Raw genomic sequence first — 16,644 nt, 5'->3', positions numbered from 1 at the left:
CAAGACAAGATTACTGACTAGGGTGTCCGAGGTCACTCCTCCCACGGCGCCGAGCGCAGGGTGAACGTCTTGCCGATCGAGACGGGCACGCCGTCGAACGGCGCGACTCGGATGCCGCGGAAGCGAGCGCTGATGCACGCCCCGATGGCCGTCACGGGGAACGGGCCGCCGTCCACCACGGCGGAGCTGACGAAGCCCGCCGGTGAGAACACGACGGTGACGTGCCCCACGCCGGTCGGACCGTTCGGGCGCGCGCACGACTGGAGGTTCACACGCGAGAGCGCAGCCGAGGCGGAGGCGCGATCGAACGGGCGCCCGCCGATCCCCCAGGGAGTCGGTGGCACCGAGCGATCCACCGACTCGGAGACGAGGGTCTCCTCGTAGCGGGCGTCGACGCGCCCCACCACGACGCTGTCGCCGGTCAACACGAAGGGCATCTGCTTGACGCTGCCACCCGAGGAGATCTTCACGGTCCCCGAGATGGGGCGCCCCGCGCCTCGCGTCGCGCGCGTCACCTCCACGAGGAACGCGCCGGGTTTGGCGTTGGACACACCGAGCTCTTCGCGGCCAAGGCCCGTCGGATCGACCACGTGGACGCCAGGGAGCCGAGACACGAACGACGCGCGGACTCCCGTGGGGTCGAGCAAGGCCAGATCGAGGTCGTCGGCGCCCTCCCAGTTCGCGCTGATGACGATGTCTCCTCGGGCCGTGTCGGCCTTCTCGGAGCCGATCCTCGCGAGCGCGGCCTCCAGCGCCGCGAGCTTCGCCCCCTGGAACCCCTTGCGAAGGCGCATGGCCGAGCGCGCGTGCCCGAGGCCCTCTTCGCAGCGGACCGCCCGCGCGGCCGCTTCGACGTCGCCGGGTCGCAGCTCGCTCACCGTGATTCGAAGCGCGCAGGCCGCTGGATCGTGGGCTCGCTCGTAGGCCTCCGCCGCCGCGAGAGCGACGAGCGACGCTTCGCGGGGCGACGCCGTGGTCGAGGCGAGGGCGCCCGTCAGCACACGGAGCGCGCCGGCGCGGTCTCCCCTCCTCGCGGAGAGGTCGGCGCGCCAGGCGATCGCGTCGGCGTCCAGCGGGTCGCGCTCGTTCCACTTCGTCAGCACATCGTCGAGCTCCGAGAGCTCGCCCTGCACGGCGAGGAGGCGCGCGAGGTCGCGGTGCTTGTTGCGCTCGTCTGGCGCCGCGGCGAGCGCCGATCGCGCCGCCGAGAGCTTGTCGCCCGGCACGACCGCGCCACGGCCTTCCGTCACCGCGGCGGTGCGACGCCAGACACGCTTCATCCACTCGCCGCGCCCACGGGGTGGCGGCGGCATCGAAGGCTGCCACGGGGCGCCCTTGCGCGGCGCCTCGTCCGCCCGGGACGCGCCCCCGAAGGCCTCGGCCTTGGGTTTGGCCGCTGGGGCGTCGGCAGGGGGCGCGGGCGCAGGGGACGTGGGCGACGGGCCTGCGAGCGCGCCGAAGCCGCCGGCGCCGGCGGGCACCTTGAGCTCCATGGCGCCGCCGAGATCGTGCGAATCGTCCTTCTCGGTCTCGGCCGACTTGGTCCCCGCGATGAGTCCCGTCGCGAGATCGTCGCCGGTCCAGCGCACCTGCGTGTTCCCGCCTCGCTGAATGCCGAAGGCCTGAAACATCGCCTCGCTCTCGAGGACGAGGAGGGAGGTGAACCGGCTCGGTACGAGGAAGCGCTTCGAGAGCTCGATGAGCTCGGTCTTCCCCGCGTCGCCGGCCTCTCGCTCGCGATCCGCGATGCGGTTCGCCGCGAACACCCGGGGCACGAACGCGTTCCCCGGCGCGTCGGTAGCCGTCAGCGTGACCGGCGTGCGCTGCTCGAACGGCTCGCCGCCGACTGTGCCACGCAGCACGATTTCCCCCTCGACCCGGTCGCGCAGCATGCGCACTCCGACGAGGGTCTCGCCGCCGCCACGCAGGGGCGGGAGCACGCCCGGCGCCGCGTCCACGAGTCCCTCCGGGAGAGTGAGCGTGGCGTCACGAAGCACGGTCCCGTACGACGCGTTCAGCACGTCGAGCGCCGCGGTGGCGAGGCGCTCGCCCGGCTGGTACGGGAGCACCACGCCGCCGCCGCCGCGCGCGACCTCGGAGAGGAACGTCACGTCGGAGTCTCCCCCGATGGGTACCGCGAGCACCGAGGTGTGGGCCAGGTCGCCGACGGCGTCACGGACCTCGTCGGCGACCCGATCAGTGGCGCGGTGCCCCGCGGTGGCGTGGCCGCCCGACAGGAGCGTCACGCGGAGATCCCGTGAGCCGTCGCGCCCCGCGACGCGCGAGGCCTCCCGCACGGCGCCGACCAGGTCGGACGCGCCGTCGGGCGTCACCCCCGACAAGAACGCGTCCACGTCGTGTGACGCGGTGGAGCCCGGCCCGATGAGCCCCGCCGCAAGCGGCCTGCAGCGCATGTCGCACGTCATCACGGTCACTCGATCGCGGCGATCCATCTCCTGCGCCATCTCGACCGCGAGGCGGCGAGCCCGGCGGAAGCGCTCCCCGAACATCGAGCGGCCGGAGTCGACGACGATCACCTGGTCGCGCGGCCGCACGTCGGTCCACTTGGGGAGCTGCGGGCGCAGCGCGATCGCCGCGAAGCGTTCGCCAGGCTTTCCGCCCGCGGCGGGCGTGGCGAAGGCGTGAGCCGAGAGCGGGCTGCGCTGGTCCCCGAGCGAGTATTCGATCACGAGATCGCCAGACGGACGGAAGCTCCGCGCCTCGGTCGAGAGGGCCACCGCGCCACCCTGTTCGCTCCGCGTGAGCTCGTAGCCCCGTGGCTGAACGCTCGCGGGCTTGTCGGAGCCGAGGACGCGAGCGTCCACGTGGAACTGCTCGATGACCATGTCGCTCGAGGTCGTGTGTGGGAGCGGGTAGGTGTACCGGCGAAGGCCCGCCGAAGGCGCGATGGCCTCGGTGTACGCGAGCACCACGCGCCGAGAGCCGCGCTTCGGGATGGGGAAAATCTTGAGCTCGAAGCGCCCGCCGCGCTTCCACTCGAGCAGCGCGGGATCGCGCCACGGGCCAGGCACCCACACCCACTCTTCGCGAGGCTTCGGGGCGCTCGGCGCTGCGTGCTGGATCACCCCACGCCAGATGGCCTGCGCCCGGGCCGCGTCGACGAACTCGCCCTCCACGAGCTTGCCGTCCACGTCGAGCGCGAGGCGCTCCATTTGGGCCCCGGGTGGCAGCGGAAAGCGGTAGAGCCCCTCGAGCTCGTCGTCGCTCTCGTTCGTGAAGACCTCCTCGATTTCGGTGCGCGCGACCGCGCCCGCGATGCGCACCTTCACGTCGTGACGAGCCAGCCGCACGACGCGATCTTTCTCGTCGGTCTTGCCCGGCCGCTTCGCGCGAAGCTCGCCGAGGCCGCCGGTGTCGCCCTCGGTGTCTTCGTTGTGAGCGACGAGGGCCTCGCCGAACGCCGTGCGCCGCGCGAGGTCGGTCGCGGGGACGACCTCGGGCCTGGCAGCCTTCGTCAGGACCGCCTCCTGGCCAGCGAGGACCTTCGCCGTGCCGTCCCCTTGCCCTGCCCCTTGGACCTCGACTTCGCCCCGCAGCACCTCGACGTTCGTGCGGTCGGCGCTGGTCGTGACGACGAGCTTGGTGCCGAGCACGCGGGCGTCGCCGAGCGCGGTGCGGACGGTCAAGGGCGGCGCCCCCGCGACGCTCGCAGCCTCGATAAGCGCGCTCCCCTCCACGAGGCGAGCCGTACGCGCCTGGGCCTCGAGCACCAGCTCGGAGCCCCGGTCGAGCACGAGGTCGGTCCCGTCCGCGAGCTTCACTCGGGCCCGGGTGCGCGCGTCGGTCTTGAGGACGCTGCCAGGCCCAACCTGGGCCTTGGGGCCCGCGGTCTGTGCGGTCCCGCCCGGGGGCGTGATGGTGAAGCCCCCCGCCTTGTCGGCGGCGCCCCGCGAGACGGCGAACACCGCGCCTTGGAGCGCGCCGCTCGCGCGGGCGGCTGGCGCAGCCTGCCGATCGGCCAGGCGAAGCCCGAGGTAGCTGCCTGCGAAGGCGCCCAGTACCGCCAGCACTGCGAACGCGCGCGTGCGGCGGCCTATGGGGCCTCGCGGGGGGAGAGGGAGGGACGGCGCCTCGGGCGCGGGGGTAGCGGGGGCGGCGAGCGGAGGCGTCGAGGACATGCGGGCTCCAGGGGTGGAAGCCGCTTGGACGCCTGGCAGGCGAAAAAGTTCTCGACGGGGCGCGTCAGAACGGGAGCTTCTCTTGACGCGTCGCGGCCTTCGGAGCGTCGGGGTCGGAGTGAAGCAGCGCGCGCTCACGCGCGAGGTCCGCCTCGACGAGCTCGAGGTTGTCGTACGCGAACGCGAGCGCGTCGAACAGTCGCGCGGGACCCAGCCCCGGGTAGCGCTTCAGGAGCGTCTCGACGCTCGCGCCGCCCTTGTGCCATGCATACAGCCTGCGCACGGCCACGCGGGTCCCCCGCACGAACGGCGCGCCGTCGTCGGGCTTCAGATCGACGTGGGGGTGGTGGACGCGTACAGGGGGGAGCACGGCGAACCACACGCTACGGGCCGCCACGCGCCCGGTCAAAAAAGGGGCTAGCCGCGCGCGGGCTCGGGGAGCTTCTGCGTGCCACGGCGCGAGTGAGGCGCGAGGCCTCCCTTGCGACCGGCCGCGCGCGCCTCGTCGGCGGTGAACTCGTGCGCGGTGCCCGCAGCGTGCGCCGCCTTGCCGCCCTTGCGGGCGATCTCGGAGACCTTCGCGGGGTCCATCGCCGCGAAGCCGCGGCGCTTCGGCTGGCGCGGCTCTGGCAGGGCGTCTGCGTTGGACGGGCTGCTCGAAAGGGGCTGGAGGTTCCGTCGGTTGGTGGCGTCGTCGTTGGTGTGCATCGTCGTCCTCGTGGATTCGGATGCCGGTCGACCGAAGGGGGTTTCGCCAGATTCGCGCGCCGCCGTTCGAACGCCGCTATGATGGGCGGCGCTCACGCGAGGGTCGGGAGTCTAGGGAGAAGGGAACCATGCTTGTTCGCTGGGACGTCGAGGTCGCGCGGGTCGCCTGCGCGGCGCAGAGCGTGTGCTCATGAGCAACCCGCTCCGACGCGGTCTCGTCGAGGACCGCACCGTGGCGCCTTCGGTGGTCGTCATCTTTGGCGCATCAGGCGACCTCACCAAACGCAAGCTCCTCCCGGCGCTCTACAACCTCGCAGTCAGCCGCACGCTCCCGAGCGGCTTCGCGGTGGTGGGCGTCGCGCGCCGTGAGAAGAGCCAGGAGGACTTCCGTCGGGAGATGCGCGACGGGGTGTCCAGCTTTTCGCGCCGCAAGCCGCTCGACGAAGCCGTGTGGGACGACTTCGAGCGCGGCGTCCACTACGTGCGCGGCGCCTTCAACGACCCGTCGACGTACGCAGCGCTCCGCGCGCAGCTCGAGGCCCTCGAGGTCGAGCGCGGCACGAGAAACCGGCTGTTCTACCTCGCCGTTCCGCCCTCGGAGTTCGGCACGATCGTGGCGAACCTGCGCGACGCTCGCCTCGTCCAGTCGCCCGGCGAAGGCCGCGCCGTCACCCGCGTCGTGGTCGAGAAGCCGTTCGGCACCGACCTGGCCAGCGCACGCGAGCTGAACGCGATCTTCGCGTCGGCGTTCGACGAGTCGCAGATCTTCCGCATCGACCACTACCTCGGCAAAGAGACGGTCCAGAACCTGCTCGTGTTTCGCTTCGCGAACAGCTTGTTCGAGCCCGTCTGGAGCAGGGAGCACGTCGACCACGTGCAGATCACGGTCGCCGAAGAGATCGGCGTCGAGGGGCGCGGGCGCTTCTACGAAGAGACGGGCGTCACGAAGGACATCGTCGAAAACCACCTGATGCAGCTCTTCTGCCTGACGGCGATGGAGCCCCCCATCTCGCTCGCGGCCGACGCCGTGCGCGACGAGAAGGTCAAGGTGCTCCGCTCCCTCCGGCCGATGGAGCGCACGCTGGTGCAGGAGAACGTCGTGCGCGGCCAATACGGCCGCGGCCTGATCCGCGGCGACGAGGTGGCCGCCTACCGCGAGGAGCCCGACGTCTCGCCGACCTCGTCGATCGAGACGTTCGTGGCCATGCGCATGTTCGTCGACAACTGGCGGTGGGGGGGCGTGCCCTTCTACGTGCGCGCGGGCAAGCGCCTCGCGCGGCGCGTGACCGAGGTCGCCATCCAGTTCAAGCGCGTGCCCCACAACCTGTTCCGCGCGCCGGACGGCGGCGTGAGCCCGAACGTCCTCACCGGTTCGGATCCAGCCCGACGAGGGGATCGCCCTGCGGTTCATCACGAAGGAGCCCGGGCAGCAGACCATCTTGCGCGACGTCGCGATGGACTTCCGCTACGGCGCCGCCTTCGGCTCGAACACTCCCGAGGCCTACGAGCGATTGCTCCTCGACGCGATGCGCGGCGACGCGACGCTGTTCACCCGGCACGACGAGGTCGAGGAGCAGTGGGCCTTCATCGATCGCGTGTTCGACGCGTGGCGAGCCGAGGCGAGCGCGCCGCCGCCTGTGTACGAGTCGGGCTCGTGGGGCCCCGAGCAGGCCGACGATCTCCTCGCCCGCGACGGGCGCCGGTGGAGGAAGCCGTGACACCGCCATCAGCGATCATCGCGAACGTGGAGCGCGAGCTGCGCGCCATCGGCGAGGCGCGCGGGCCGACGACCCGGCTCTTGTCGATGAACCTCGTGGTGGTGGCGGAGTCGATCGATATCGCTGTAAAATACACCCACGTCGTCGACGAGGTGTCGGCGTCGCTGCTGGCGCGCGCCATCGTCGTGGGCCTCGAGGCGGGGTCACGCCAGGGCTCCCTCGAGGGGTGCGCCGTGCACGTGACCTCGCCCGGGGGCGAGAAGGACTCGTTCACCGAGCGGATCTCGCTCACGGCGCGTGGGCCCATGTGCTTGCGCATCCCGAGCGTGGTCGAGTCTCTGCGCGTCGCGGAGGTCCCGATCGCGCTCGTGTGGCTCGGAAGGCTCCACCCGAACGACGCCATCTTCGAGCAGCTCGCCGAGCGCGCCGACCGGGTGCTCATCGACTCGGAGTACACCTCCGTGAGCAACCTGGTTGGCCTGGCGGCCTACGCGCGTTCGCGCACCGAGGGGCCTCGCGTCGCCGACCTCGCGTGGACCCGCCTCCAGCCGTGGCAAGAGCTGTTCGCGCGCTTCTTCGATCAGCCCGCGCACACGCCGTTCGCCGAGCGGATCGAGTCCATCCGCGTGCTGCAGGCGTCGCCGCCCGACAGCACCATCGGGTCGGAGGCGGCGCTCCTCGTAGGGTGGCTCGCCACGCGCCTGGGCATTCGTTCCTACCGCGCGGGAGGCGCGCTCCGCTACGTGCGACCCGACGGCGGAGAGGTCCGCATCGACCTCCGCGCGGTGCCGCCCCCGCAGGGCGTGGCCCCGTGCACGCTCGCGGAGGTCTCCTTCGTCGCCCGAGAGGGTCACGAGCTCCTCCGCGGCAGCGCGGTCCGCAAGCTGGCGAGCGGCGGCGAGTGCGGCGAGACCTCCGACGCGGACGTGATCACCTGGCGGCTCGTCCCCTCGGGAGGGGCCGCCATGGAGCAGCGCGTTCGTCTCGGGGCGAACAAGGCCGCGAAGTGGCTCGAGCGGACGCTCCGGCGCCCGCCTCTCGACGCGGCCCTGCTCGAGTCGATCGCGTTCGCCGAGAACATCGCGGACGAGCTCGCGACGCTGGAGCCCGTCGAAGAATCGGCCGACCTCCCGGGCGGCGCCCCCGGCGCCCCGTCCCCCTGAGGGGCCGCCAGACCACCCTGCCTCGTCGCCTTCCGCCTCCGCCTCCCCGTGCCCCAGAAAGCCGTCAGCTCGTGGCCACACAACTCGTCCCAGGAAAGCTCGTCGCCGTCCACGACCCCCAGCGCGGCGCTGCGGAGGGGGCGCGGCTCTTCGCCGACGTCCTCCGGCGGGCGGTCGGAGCGCGGGGCACCGCGACCATGGCCGTGAGCGGCGGCGGCACTCCCCTCCCCACCTACGCCGCGCTCGCCGCGACCGACGTGCCGTGGGACCGCGTGAAGCTCTTCTGGGTCGACGAGCGCGCCGTCGGGCCCGACCACGCGCGCAGCAACACGCGCGCCGTCCGCGAGGCCTTCGGAGCGACCCCGTTCCTCGGGGTCTTCCCGATGGACGGCACGCGCGACCCGGCCGCGAGCGCCGCCGCGTACGCCGAGCTCCTCGCGCAGGAGATCCCCGGCACGCCGCCGGCGTTCGACCTCGTCGTGCTCGGCATCGGCGACGATGGGCACACGGCCTCGCTCTTCCCTGGCGATCCCGCGGTCAACGACATGGAGAGCGTCGTGCTCGGTATCCCGGCGACCGACACGCGTGAGGCGCGCGTCACCCTCGGCCGCGCGGTCCTCGCGGAGGCCCGCAACGTGTATGTGGTCGCCTACGGCGGGTCGAAGAACCCCGCGCTCGAACGGGCGTGGGCGCTCCACGGCGACGCCTTCGACTGCCCCGCGCGCATCACGCGCGGGTTCAAAGGCCGACTCTCGTGGCTGGTCGACCGCGCCGCGGGCGGTATCGGCTGAAGCTCGCTCTCACGGCGTCGCCGCCTTGCCGTCCGCGGAGAGGACGAAGATCGCGCAGACCCCCAGCAGCACGCCGAGCCCGCGCCGCGCGGTGAACGCCTCGCCGAAGAGTAGCGGCGCGAGCAGGGCGCTCAGCGTGACGCCGCCACCGAGCACCACGGTGCCGGTCGACGCCACCGGGCCGCCGCGCCGCAGGGCGTAGAAGAGCAGGATGCTCGCCCCCGAGATCATGAGCCCGCTCAGCGCGGCGTAGACCCCCCCGACGCGGGTCGTCGCGACGGCCTCGCCCCGAGGCAGGCCGACGTACGCCGCGAGGATGCCGAGGGTCGCCGTCCCCTCGAGGATCAGCGCACCGAGGCTGTCGCCGATTTTGCCCGAAGCGGCGCGCAAAAACATGTAGTGCACACCGATACACACGCCGCCCGCGAGCGCGGCCTTGAGCCAGGGTTCCATGGCGCCATCCTACTCGCCGTGTGCATGGCGGGACCGCGCCTTCGGCTCGGGCTCGCCATCTAGACCTGCGTTCGCCCCTTCGGGCTCACTCTCAGGTTCATGGCGCGGGGGCGGCCTTGGGCGTGCGCGGCCCCGACGCCTTCACGGCGGCGTGGTGGTCGTCGAAGGTCTCCGAGAACGCGTGACGACCGCCGCCGCGAGCGACGAAGTAAAGATGCTTGGTGTTAGCAGGGGAGACCGCGGCCTCGAGCGACTTGGCGCCCGGGTTCGAGATCGGCCCGGGCGGGAGCCCCTCGTGCGTGTACGTGGAGTACGTGTTCTCCGGCGCCGAGTTGATGTCGTGCGTGATCTTGCCCGCGTATCCGGCGCACGCGGGCACGGCCGCGCCGAGCACGAGGCAGCCGTATCCGGCGGTGGGATCGCACTGGAGCACCTTGCGCTTGAAGGCCGGGTCGCGGAGGCGGTTCATGAAGACCGCGGCGATGAGGGGCCGCTCGTCGTCCACCACGGCCTCCTTCTCGACCATGCTGGCGAGCACCACGAGCTCGCGCGTGCCCCAGCCGAGCTGGGCGGAGAGAGAGCTCTTGGAGAGCGAATGAGCGAGGTGGAGCTGCGCCAGCCGACGATCGAACTCCGACTTCATCCGACGGATGACGTGATCGGGATCGGCGTCGGCCGCAAACTCGTACGTCGCCGGGAAGAGAAAGCCCTCTGCGGACCCGGTGAGGCCGAGCTCCGTCAGCAGCTCGGGCCGCACGCTGGCCTCGAGGAACGACGCGGCGCTGCACACGCGCTTCTCCTCCAAGCGCCGGGCGATGTCGAAGCGGGTGAAGCCCTCGGGGATGGTGACCTTCACGCGCGCCCCGAGCCCGAAGCGCTGCAGACGCTTCAGCAGCTCGCCCGGCTCGAGGTCGTCGGTCACGAAGTGCGGTCCGGGCACCGGGGTGGACGCGCCGCCGTGCGAGAGCATGAACAGCGCGAAGATGCGCGGGCTCGACACGAGGCCGAGCTCGGCGAGCTGTTGGCTCCGGGCGAAGGCCCCCTGGTCCTTCGTCACGACGAACGTCACGACCTTGCCGGTCCCCGGGCCTTTCGAGGTCGGGTAGACCACCTCGAGGAGGACAGCGCACGTGACGAGCGTCGTGACCAGGAGCGCGGCGATCACGCGGGCGATGGTGGGCGCGGACACCCGCGAGCGCGGAGAGCGCCGGCGTCGGCGTCGGTCCGCCCCGCCGCCACGCCCCCCCTCGCGCGCTTCACCGGCGCCGCGGGAGCCGCTCACCGCCTGCCCCGCGAGCGCGGAGCATGGCGGCGCTGGTCGAGCCACGCCTGAAGGATCGTCACGGCCGACGCCTCGTCGATGCGCGCCTTCGCCTTCGCGCCGTGCACCTCGCTCGCCGCGAGGTTACGCCGCGCCTCCACCGTGGTGAGGCGCTCGTCCCACAGCTCGACCGAGAGCCCAGTGCTGTCGGCAATTTCCTGTGCAAGATCACGCGCTTTGTTCGCGGCGTCGCCCTCGCCGCCACGCATGTCGAGGGGCAGCCCGCACACGATGTGGGTCACCCGCTCTTCGCGCGCGAACGCGGCGATGCTCGCGAGGAGCGCGGGCCTCGGGCGCGCGGCCAGCACGCCCCTCGGGTGGGCGTACAGGCCGAGCTCGTCTGCCAGCGCCACGCCGACGCGTGCCCCACCCAAATCGAGCGCGCACGCACGCGCGCCCCGCGCCTTGTGCATTCCTCCCACAGTCGCGTGGAGCTAGCATGCAGCCCCTCACCGCGAAAGCTTCCCCTTGACCCCGCTCGGGCGAAAAGGCAAAAGTCGGCCCGCCCGCCACCGCCCCTCTGTGGCCGCCGTCTCGGGCACTTCTTCCATGGCCTCGCCCTCCGCTTCGCCTTCCATCCGCGCCGTCAAAGGCATGAACGACGTGCTGCCCGGCGACGTGGCCCGCTGGCACGCGCTGGAGGGCCTGTTTCGCAGCGCGATGGCGCTCGGCGGCTACCGGGAGATCCGCACGCCGCTCGTGGAGCCGGCGGGGCTCTTCACGAGGGCCATCGGCGAAGAGACCGACGTCGTCGAGAAGGAGATGTACACCTTCGCCCACCACGACGACCGGCTCTCGCTCCGGCCCGAGGGCACGGCGAGCGCCGTGCGCGCGTACGTAGAGCACAACGTCGCCAAATCCGAGCCCGTGAGCCGCTGGTACTACCTCGGCCCCATGTTCCGCGCGGAGCGACCGCAGCTCGGCCGCTACCGCCAGTTCTGGCAGTACGGCGCCGAGTGCTTCGGCGACGCCGGGCCGGCGAGCGACGCCGAGATGATCTCGGAGCTCGTCGCCTTCCTGACGGCGGCCGGCGTCACCGCGCCGCGCGTCCTCGTCAACTCCATCGGCGGACCGGGCACACGGGCGGCGTACGCGGACGCCTTGGTCGCGTTCCTCGAGCCGAAACGCGACGCGCTGTCGGAGGACTCGCAGCGACGCCTCGGGAAGAACCCGCTCCGCATCCTCGACTCGAAGAACCCGAAGGACCGCGAGGCGATCGTGGGCGCGCCGTCGCTCACCGAGGTCCTCACGGCGGAAGACCGCGCCCATTTCTCCAGGCTTGTCGAGCACTTGAACGCGCTTGGAGTCACCTACGAGGTCGACCCTCTCCTCGTGCGCGGGCTCGACTACTACACGCGCACGCTCTTCGAGATCAAAGGGTCGCGCGAGAAGCTCGGCGCGGGCGACACCCTGATCGGCGGCGGCCGCTACGACCGCATGGTGGAGGAGCTCGGCGGGCCCAGCGTGCCCGCGCTCGGCTTCGCCGGTGGGCTCGAGCGGCTCCTCATCGCGACCGAGCCACCCCCCACGCGCCCCCACGTGCAGGCGCTGATCGCGCCCCTCGGCGAGCGGGCGGTCGGCGCGGCGCTGGTGCTCGCGCGAGAGCTGCGGGCCGCGGGCCTCGCTGTGGAGGTCGACACGCGCGGGGGCTCGATGAAGAGCATGCTCCGCCGCGCGAACGGCCTCGGCGCGCCCTTCGCGGTGCTGCTCGGCGACGCGGAGCTCGACGGCGGACAGGTCGAGCTCAAGAACCTCGGGGCGCACACGCAGGAGCGGATCGGCCGGGGTGAGGTCGCGCGCGTCCTCGGCGAGCGCCTCGCCGGAGCGCCCGCGTGAGCGCGCGGCGGCCCGCTACGACCGCGGCGACGGCGGTCGCCACGCTCGCCACGCTCGCCGCGCTCGCCGCGCTCGCCGCGCCAGCCTTCGCGCAGCGGCCGCCGGGTGGAGGTCCGCGCGGGAGCGGACCACCGCGCGGCGCGGGCCCTGCCCAGCCGGCCGCGGGCGACGACGACGACGCCGCGCCACGCGCGCCGGGCCGCGCCGAACCGCAGGCTCAGGCGCCGCAGGACCCCACCGCCATCCCCGAGGAGCTGAAGGACCGCATCGGCACCGACCACGACGGCGGGGAGCCGTCGCCCATGGGCTCGCTGAAGCGCTCGTTTTTCCCTGTCTACGAGGAGTCGAAGGGCGACTACCGCTTCCGCTTCTTGCCGCCCTTCTACCTCGAGCACACGCGGGGCCTCCCCGCGGCGGGCGCCCCTCACCCAAGAGCCCTCCTCCCGACCCCCAAGCTCTCGCTCGAGTCCGCCGAGGACACCGAGTCGCTGCTCGGGCTCGTGTACTACCGGCGGCGCTCACCGCGGCACGACGCCGACGTGGTCTTCCCGCTCGCGTGGCACGTCCGCGACGACGCGTCGCGCACCTTCGTGCTCGGCCCGCTCGCCCACCGCGAGGCCCCCGGCGAGCACGACAATTGGATCGCCCCGCTCGCCTTCACCGGCGCGCGCGCGGACGGCGGCTACTTCCACTTTCCGCTGCTGCTCACGTCGTCCCACTGGAACGCGAAGAGCGCCTTCACGCTCGTCGGCCCGTACTTCCGCGACCGCACGGGCACCGACGTCGACCTCGGCGTCGCGCCGCTCTTCTTCCGCGGCGACAACGGCGACGTCGAGGGCGGGCGCAAGACCTACACGCTCATCCCGCCGCTGCTCTACTACCACCGCGAGCGCGAGGCCGAAGAGAGCTCGTTCACCGTCGTGGGCCCGGTCATCACGCACGAGAACCCGAAGCGGTTCGTGTTCGACGTGGCGCCGCTGTTCTTCTCGATCCGCGGGAAGCCCGAGTCGGGTGGCGTGAAGGAGTCGCACACCACGCTCTTTCCGTTCTTCCACTACGGCACCTCGCCCACCGGGACGCTCTTCGCGGTGCCCGGCTATCTGCACCGCACGACGCCCACGGTCGACACCACCGTCACGCCGCTGTTCGTGCACTCGACCACGCGGAGCGGCGCCACGTCGCTCACCACCGCGGGCCCGATCCTCCCGATGTACTACGCGTACGACGACCGGGACACGGGCTTCACCGCGCGCGGGCTCTTCCCCTTCTACTACGGCGATCACGGCAACGAGGGGCGCTCTCTGTGGACCCCGCTGTTCGCGCGTTTCGAGCGCTACGGCGAGTCGCGCACGTTCTGGGCCTTCCCGAACCTCACCGTGCAGCGAGGCTACAAGGGCTGGGAGACCGATCTCCACCCGATCGTGTACCTCGGGCGCGAGGGCAAGTCGTCGCACACTGTGCTCGCGCCCATTCTGTGGGACTTCGCGAGCCCGGAGTCGCGCTCGACCGTCGCGTTCCCGCTCTTCTGGCGCTTCGCCGAGGCCAAGAACGCGCAGATCACTCAGGTAGCTGGCAACACCGTGTACTTGCAGCACAAAGTGAGCGGCGGCCTCGACTGGCAGTTCCACTTTGCGCCGCTGTTCTCGTACGGCGAGAACCCCGCGGGCTATTTCTGGAACGTGATGTTCGGCCTCGCGGGCTACAAGCGCCAGGGCGCGGCCACGCAGATGAAGGCCTTCTGGATCCCGATCCCGCTCTCTGGCGCCCCCGCCCCCGCCCCGGCGCCGGGCGCCGCGAAGTAGCGCGCGAGCCTGAGACGCCGTCGCTACCTGGAGCGTAGGGATCACGCTCCCAGGGACTCGGCCGGCCCCCGCCCCCCCCCCCCCCCCCCCCCCCCCCGCCCCCGCCCCCCCCCCCCCCCCCCCCCCCCCCCCCCCCCCCCCCCCCCCCCCCCCCCCCGGCCCCCCCCCCCCCCCCCCCCCCCCCCCCCCCCCCCCCCCCCCCCCCCCCCCCGCCCCCGGGCCCGGGGCCCGCCCCCCCCCCCCCCCGGGCTGGCGCGGCGCGCGAGGATGACCCGGAGCGCGCGCACGGCGTGCTCGACGTCGGCCTCGGTCGTGGTCTCGCCGAGCGAGAACCGCACGGCCGCGCGCGCTGCCTGCCCCACGAGGGCCGCGAGCACGGGCGAAGGCTCGCTCGTGCCGGCGCTGCACGCGCTGCCGCTCGACGCCGACACGCCCTCGAGGTCGAGCGCGGCGACGAGCTCAGGCCCCTCGAACCCAGGGAACAACAGGTTCGCCACGTGCGGCGCGCGGGCGGCGGGGCGGAGCTCCACGGGTCTCTCCGCGGCACCCTCGAGCGCCGCCTCGAGCGCGTCGCGCAGCGCGGCCACCGCGGCGTAGCGCGCGGGCCCGCCGCGGGCGTGGCGGAGGGCGACCGCGAACCCCGCGCTCGCCACCGGGTCGACCGTGCCCGGGCGGAGGCCACGCTCTTGCGAGCCGCCGAACGTGTAGGCGGCGAGGCGCGCGCCCGGCCGCGCGACGAGCGCGCCGATCCCCTTCGGTCCGCGCAGCTTGTGGGAGGCCACCGCCAGCGTGTCGGCGCCGAAGAGGTGGTCGGTCGTCACGCGCCCGTAGGCCTGCACGGCGTCGACGTGGATGCGCACGTTCCGGGAGTGGCAGGCCGCGATGGCGTCGGCGATGGGTTGGAGCGCGCCGGTCTCCTGGTTGACGGCCTGCAGCGCGACCAGCGCGACGTCGCCGGGCGCGAGCGCGCGCTCCAGCGCCTCCATGGCGACCACCGCGCCCGGCCCGGTGGGCACCCACCGCAGCGTGGCCACGCCCTCTCGCTCGAGCGCCTCGGCCACCCGCAGCACCGAGGGGTGCTCCGCGCGCGAGAGCACGAGGACCCCTCGCACGTCACTGAACGCGGACCGGATCGCGAGGTTGTTCGCCTCCGTCCCGCCCGAGGTGAGCACGACGTCGCGCGGATTGTACCCGGTCAGCGCCGCCACCTCGGCCCGCGCCTCCTCGACCAAGCGACGCGCGCGGCGTCCGTCGCCGTGCACGCTCGCGGGGTTGGCCCAGGCGATCCGCCCCGCCTCGTGCATGGCGACGAGCGCCGCCTCGAGCGGCGGCGCCGTCGCGTTCCAGTCGAGGTAGGCGCGCGAGGGCTCGCGCTCGGGCACGGTCGCGCGGTCGCTCATCGCGCGCTCATGGAGCGCCGACGAGCTCGGGCGCGCGCTTCGCGACGGTCAGGCTGAACGCCGCGCCGCCGAGGAACATCCCCTCGATGGTGGCCCCCTCCGCGAGCAGCCGGAGATCGCCGCCGAGCCCGCGCGCGACGCGCCGGGCGATCGCGAGCCCCACCCCGACGCCGCCGTGCGCGCGCGTGGGCGAGCCGTCGACCTGGTAGAAGGCGTCGAAGATGCGCGCGGCCCGGTCGGGCGGTACGCCGTCGCCCGTGTCGGCCACGACCAGCTCGTAGGTGGACTCGTGGGCGCGCACGGCCACCCCGACGATGCCTCCATCTTGGCTGAATTTTACTGCGTTATCGAGTATTTGCCCCATCGCGCGCGCGAGCCGGTCTGGGTCCGAGGAGCCCGGCAGGCCGCCCCGCGGGAGCTCCTCGAGGAGCGTGATGCGTCGCTCGTGGAACCGCTCGGCGTGCTGCGCGATCGTGCGCCGTACGGTGTCGGCGAAGTCGTACTCCTTGCAAAAGAAGCGCATGTGCCCGGTCTCGAGGGCCGTGACGTCGACGAGGTTGTCGAGCACGCCGCGCAGCCGCCGCACCGAGTCTTCCATCGCGCGGAGCGCCTTCGCCTGCGCCTTGTTGACGTCGCCGAGCTCCTCATCGGCGAGCATGCGCAGATACCCGACGAGCGGCGTCAGCGGGGTCGCGAGCTCGTGCGACACGTTCCGGTAGAACTCCACCCGCAGCCGATCGAGCTCGCGGAGCCGCTCGTTCGCGTGCGAGAGCTCCGCCACCTTCTCCTCGAGGTGCGCGACGATGCGACCGCTCTGCATGCGCAGGCGTTCGCCGGTCGCGTCGGAGAACGAGACCATGCTGGGGCGAAAGCCCTTCAGATAGCGACCGACCTCTTCGCCGAAACGGCGCGCGTCGATGGGCTTCTCGAGGAACCCGTCGCAGCCGACGGCCACGGTGGTGTCGCGATCGCCCTCGGCGGTGATCGCGATGATGGGCACCCTCGCGAGGGAGGGCTCGGTGCGCAGGCGGAGGGTGACCTCGTAGCCGTCGAGGCCCGGCAGGTTGATGTCGACCAGGACGAGATCCGGTCGCTCCGCGAGGGCGAGGCGTACGCCCTCGAGGCCGTCCACGGCGTCGACGACCTCGTGCCCCTCCGCCAGCAGCAGCTTGCGGACCAGCAGCCGGTTGCGAGGGTCGTCTTCGATGTGCAGCACGCGGGCCATGGCGGCGGACCTCTCTCGACGTATACCCCATGGATCCACCGCGCGATCGGGCAGCGCGAGGGCCGCCTGGCTCTTTACTTCATCGCAG

The 16,644-nt window shown here is 72.7% G+C and carries 12 protein-coding genes and 1 pseudogene; 5 read left to right on the top strand and 8 right to left on the bottom strand.

Annotation, left to right across the window (positions count from 1 at the left end):
• Nucleotides 1-32: 32 nt before the first annotated feature.
• The 3 genes from IPQ09_05540 to IPQ09_05530 form a co-directional block, all read right to left on the bottom strand.
• Complete coding sequence (locus tag IPQ09_05540) at nt 33-4,139, bottom strand: FecR domain-containing protein (GenBank protein ID MBL0193683.1); 4,107 nt, start codon at nt 4,137-4,139, stop codon at nt 33-35.
• A gap of 64 nt (nt 4,140-4,203) precedes the next feature.
• The gene (locus tag IPQ09_05535) at nt 4,204-4,521 is read right to left on the bottom strand and encodes a DUF433 domain-containing protein (protein ID MBL0193682.1); all 318 of its coding nucleotides are present in this window, start codon (nt 4,519-4,521) and stop codon (nt 4,204-4,206) included.
• Nucleotides 4,522-4,556: 35 nt separating this feature from the next.
• Nucleotides 4,557-4,847: a hypothetical protein gene (locus IPQ09_05530; protein ID MBL0193681.1), complete on the bottom strand. Its 291-nt coding sequence runs from the start codon at nt 4,845-4,847 to the stop codon at nt 4,557-4,559.
• 190 nt (nt 4,848-5,037) lie between these two features.
• Here IPQ09_05530 and zwf point away from each other — a divergent pair.
• From zwf to pgl, 3 genes and pseudogenes are all read left to right on the top strand, one after another.
• A pseudogene (zwf, locus tag IPQ09_05525) lies at nt 5,038-6,565 on the top strand (glucose-6-phosphate dehydrogenase).
• Nucleotides 6,562-7,728, top strand: a complete 1,167-nt coding sequence (locus tag IPQ09_05520; protein MBL0193680.1) for a glucose-6-phosphate dehydrogenase assembly protein OpcA — start codon at nt 6,562-6,564, stop codon at nt 7,726-7,728. The pseudogene zwf and the gene IPQ09_05520 overlap by 4 nt, the downstream one beginning before the upstream one ends.
• 71 nt (nt 7,729-7,799) lie before the next feature.
• Entirely contained in the window at nt 7,800-8,519 is a 720-nt protein-coding gene (pgl, locus tag IPQ09_05515) for a 6-phosphogluconolactonase (protein ID MBL0193679.1), read from the top strand.
• 9 nt (nt 8,520-8,528) lie between these two features.
• On the opposite strand, the gene IPQ09_05510 is transcribed toward pgl, so the two are convergent.
• The 3 genes from IPQ09_05510 to ruvX form a co-directional block, all read right to left on the bottom strand.
• Entirely contained in the window at nt 8,529-8,972 is a 444-nt protein-coding gene (locus tag IPQ09_05510; GenBank protein MBL0193678.1) for a hypothetical protein, read from the bottom strand.
• A 97-nt stretch (nt 8,973-9,069) separates the two neighbouring features.
• Nucleotides 9,070-10,161: an endolytic transglycosylase MltG gene (gene mltG, locus IPQ09_05505; GenBank protein MBL0193677.1), complete on the bottom strand. Its 1,092-nt coding sequence runs from the start codon at nt 10,159-10,161 to the stop codon at nt 9,070-9,072.
• 89 nt (nt 10,162-10,250) lie between these two features.
• Nucleotides 10,251-10,706 (bottom strand): Holliday junction resolvase RuvX, encoded by a 456-nt coding sequence (ruvX, locus tag IPQ09_05500; protein ID MBL0193676.1) that lies wholly within the window; start codon nt 10,704-10,706, stop codon nt 10,251-10,253.
• A gap of 136 nt (nt 10,707-10,842) precedes the next feature.
• Here ruvX and IPQ09_05495 point away from each other — a divergent pair, with 136 nt between their 5' ends.
• Both IPQ09_05495 and IPQ09_05490 read left to right on the top strand, forming a co-directional pair.
• Entirely contained in the window at nt 10,843-12,129 is a 1,287-nt protein-coding gene (locus tag IPQ09_05495; protein MBL0193675.1) for a histidine--tRNA ligase, read from the top strand.
• The gene (locus IPQ09_05490) at nt 12,126-13,931 is read left to right on the top strand and encodes a hypothetical protein (GenBank protein MBL0193674.1); all 1,806 of its coding nucleotides are present in this window, start codon (nt 12,126-12,128) and stop codon (nt 13,929-13,931) included. The genes IPQ09_05495 and IPQ09_05490 overlap by 4 nt, the downstream gene beginning before the upstream one ends.
• Before the next feature lie 41 nt (nt 13,932-13,972).
• Here the strand turns inward: IPQ09_05490 and IPQ09_05485 are convergent, their stop codons facing one another.
• Together IPQ09_05485 and IPQ09_05480 are read right to left on the bottom strand one after the other, a co-directional pair.
• A complete protein-coding gene (locus IPQ09_05485; protein ID MBL0193673.1) occupies nt 13,973-15,331 on the bottom strand; it encodes a cysteine desulfurase in 1,359 nt (452 codons plus the stop codon).
• Between the two features lie 7 nt (nt 15,332-15,338).
• The gene (locus IPQ09_05480) at nt 15,339-16,556 is read right to left on the bottom strand and encodes a hybrid sensor histidine kinase/response regulator (GenBank protein ID MBL0193672.1); all 1,218 of its coding nucleotides are present in this window, start codon (nt 16,554-16,556) and stop codon (nt 15,339-15,341) included.
• Nucleotides 16,557-16,644 lie beyond the last annotated feature (88 nt).

It is taken from the genome of Myxococcales bacterium (assembly GCA_016720545.1).
Lineage (GTDB): Bacteria > Myxococcota_A > Polyangia > Polyangiales > Polyangiaceae > JAAFHV01.
The sequence above is the reverse complement of the archived record's forward strand: the minus strand, read 5'-3'. Positions and strand labels throughout refer to the sequence as shown.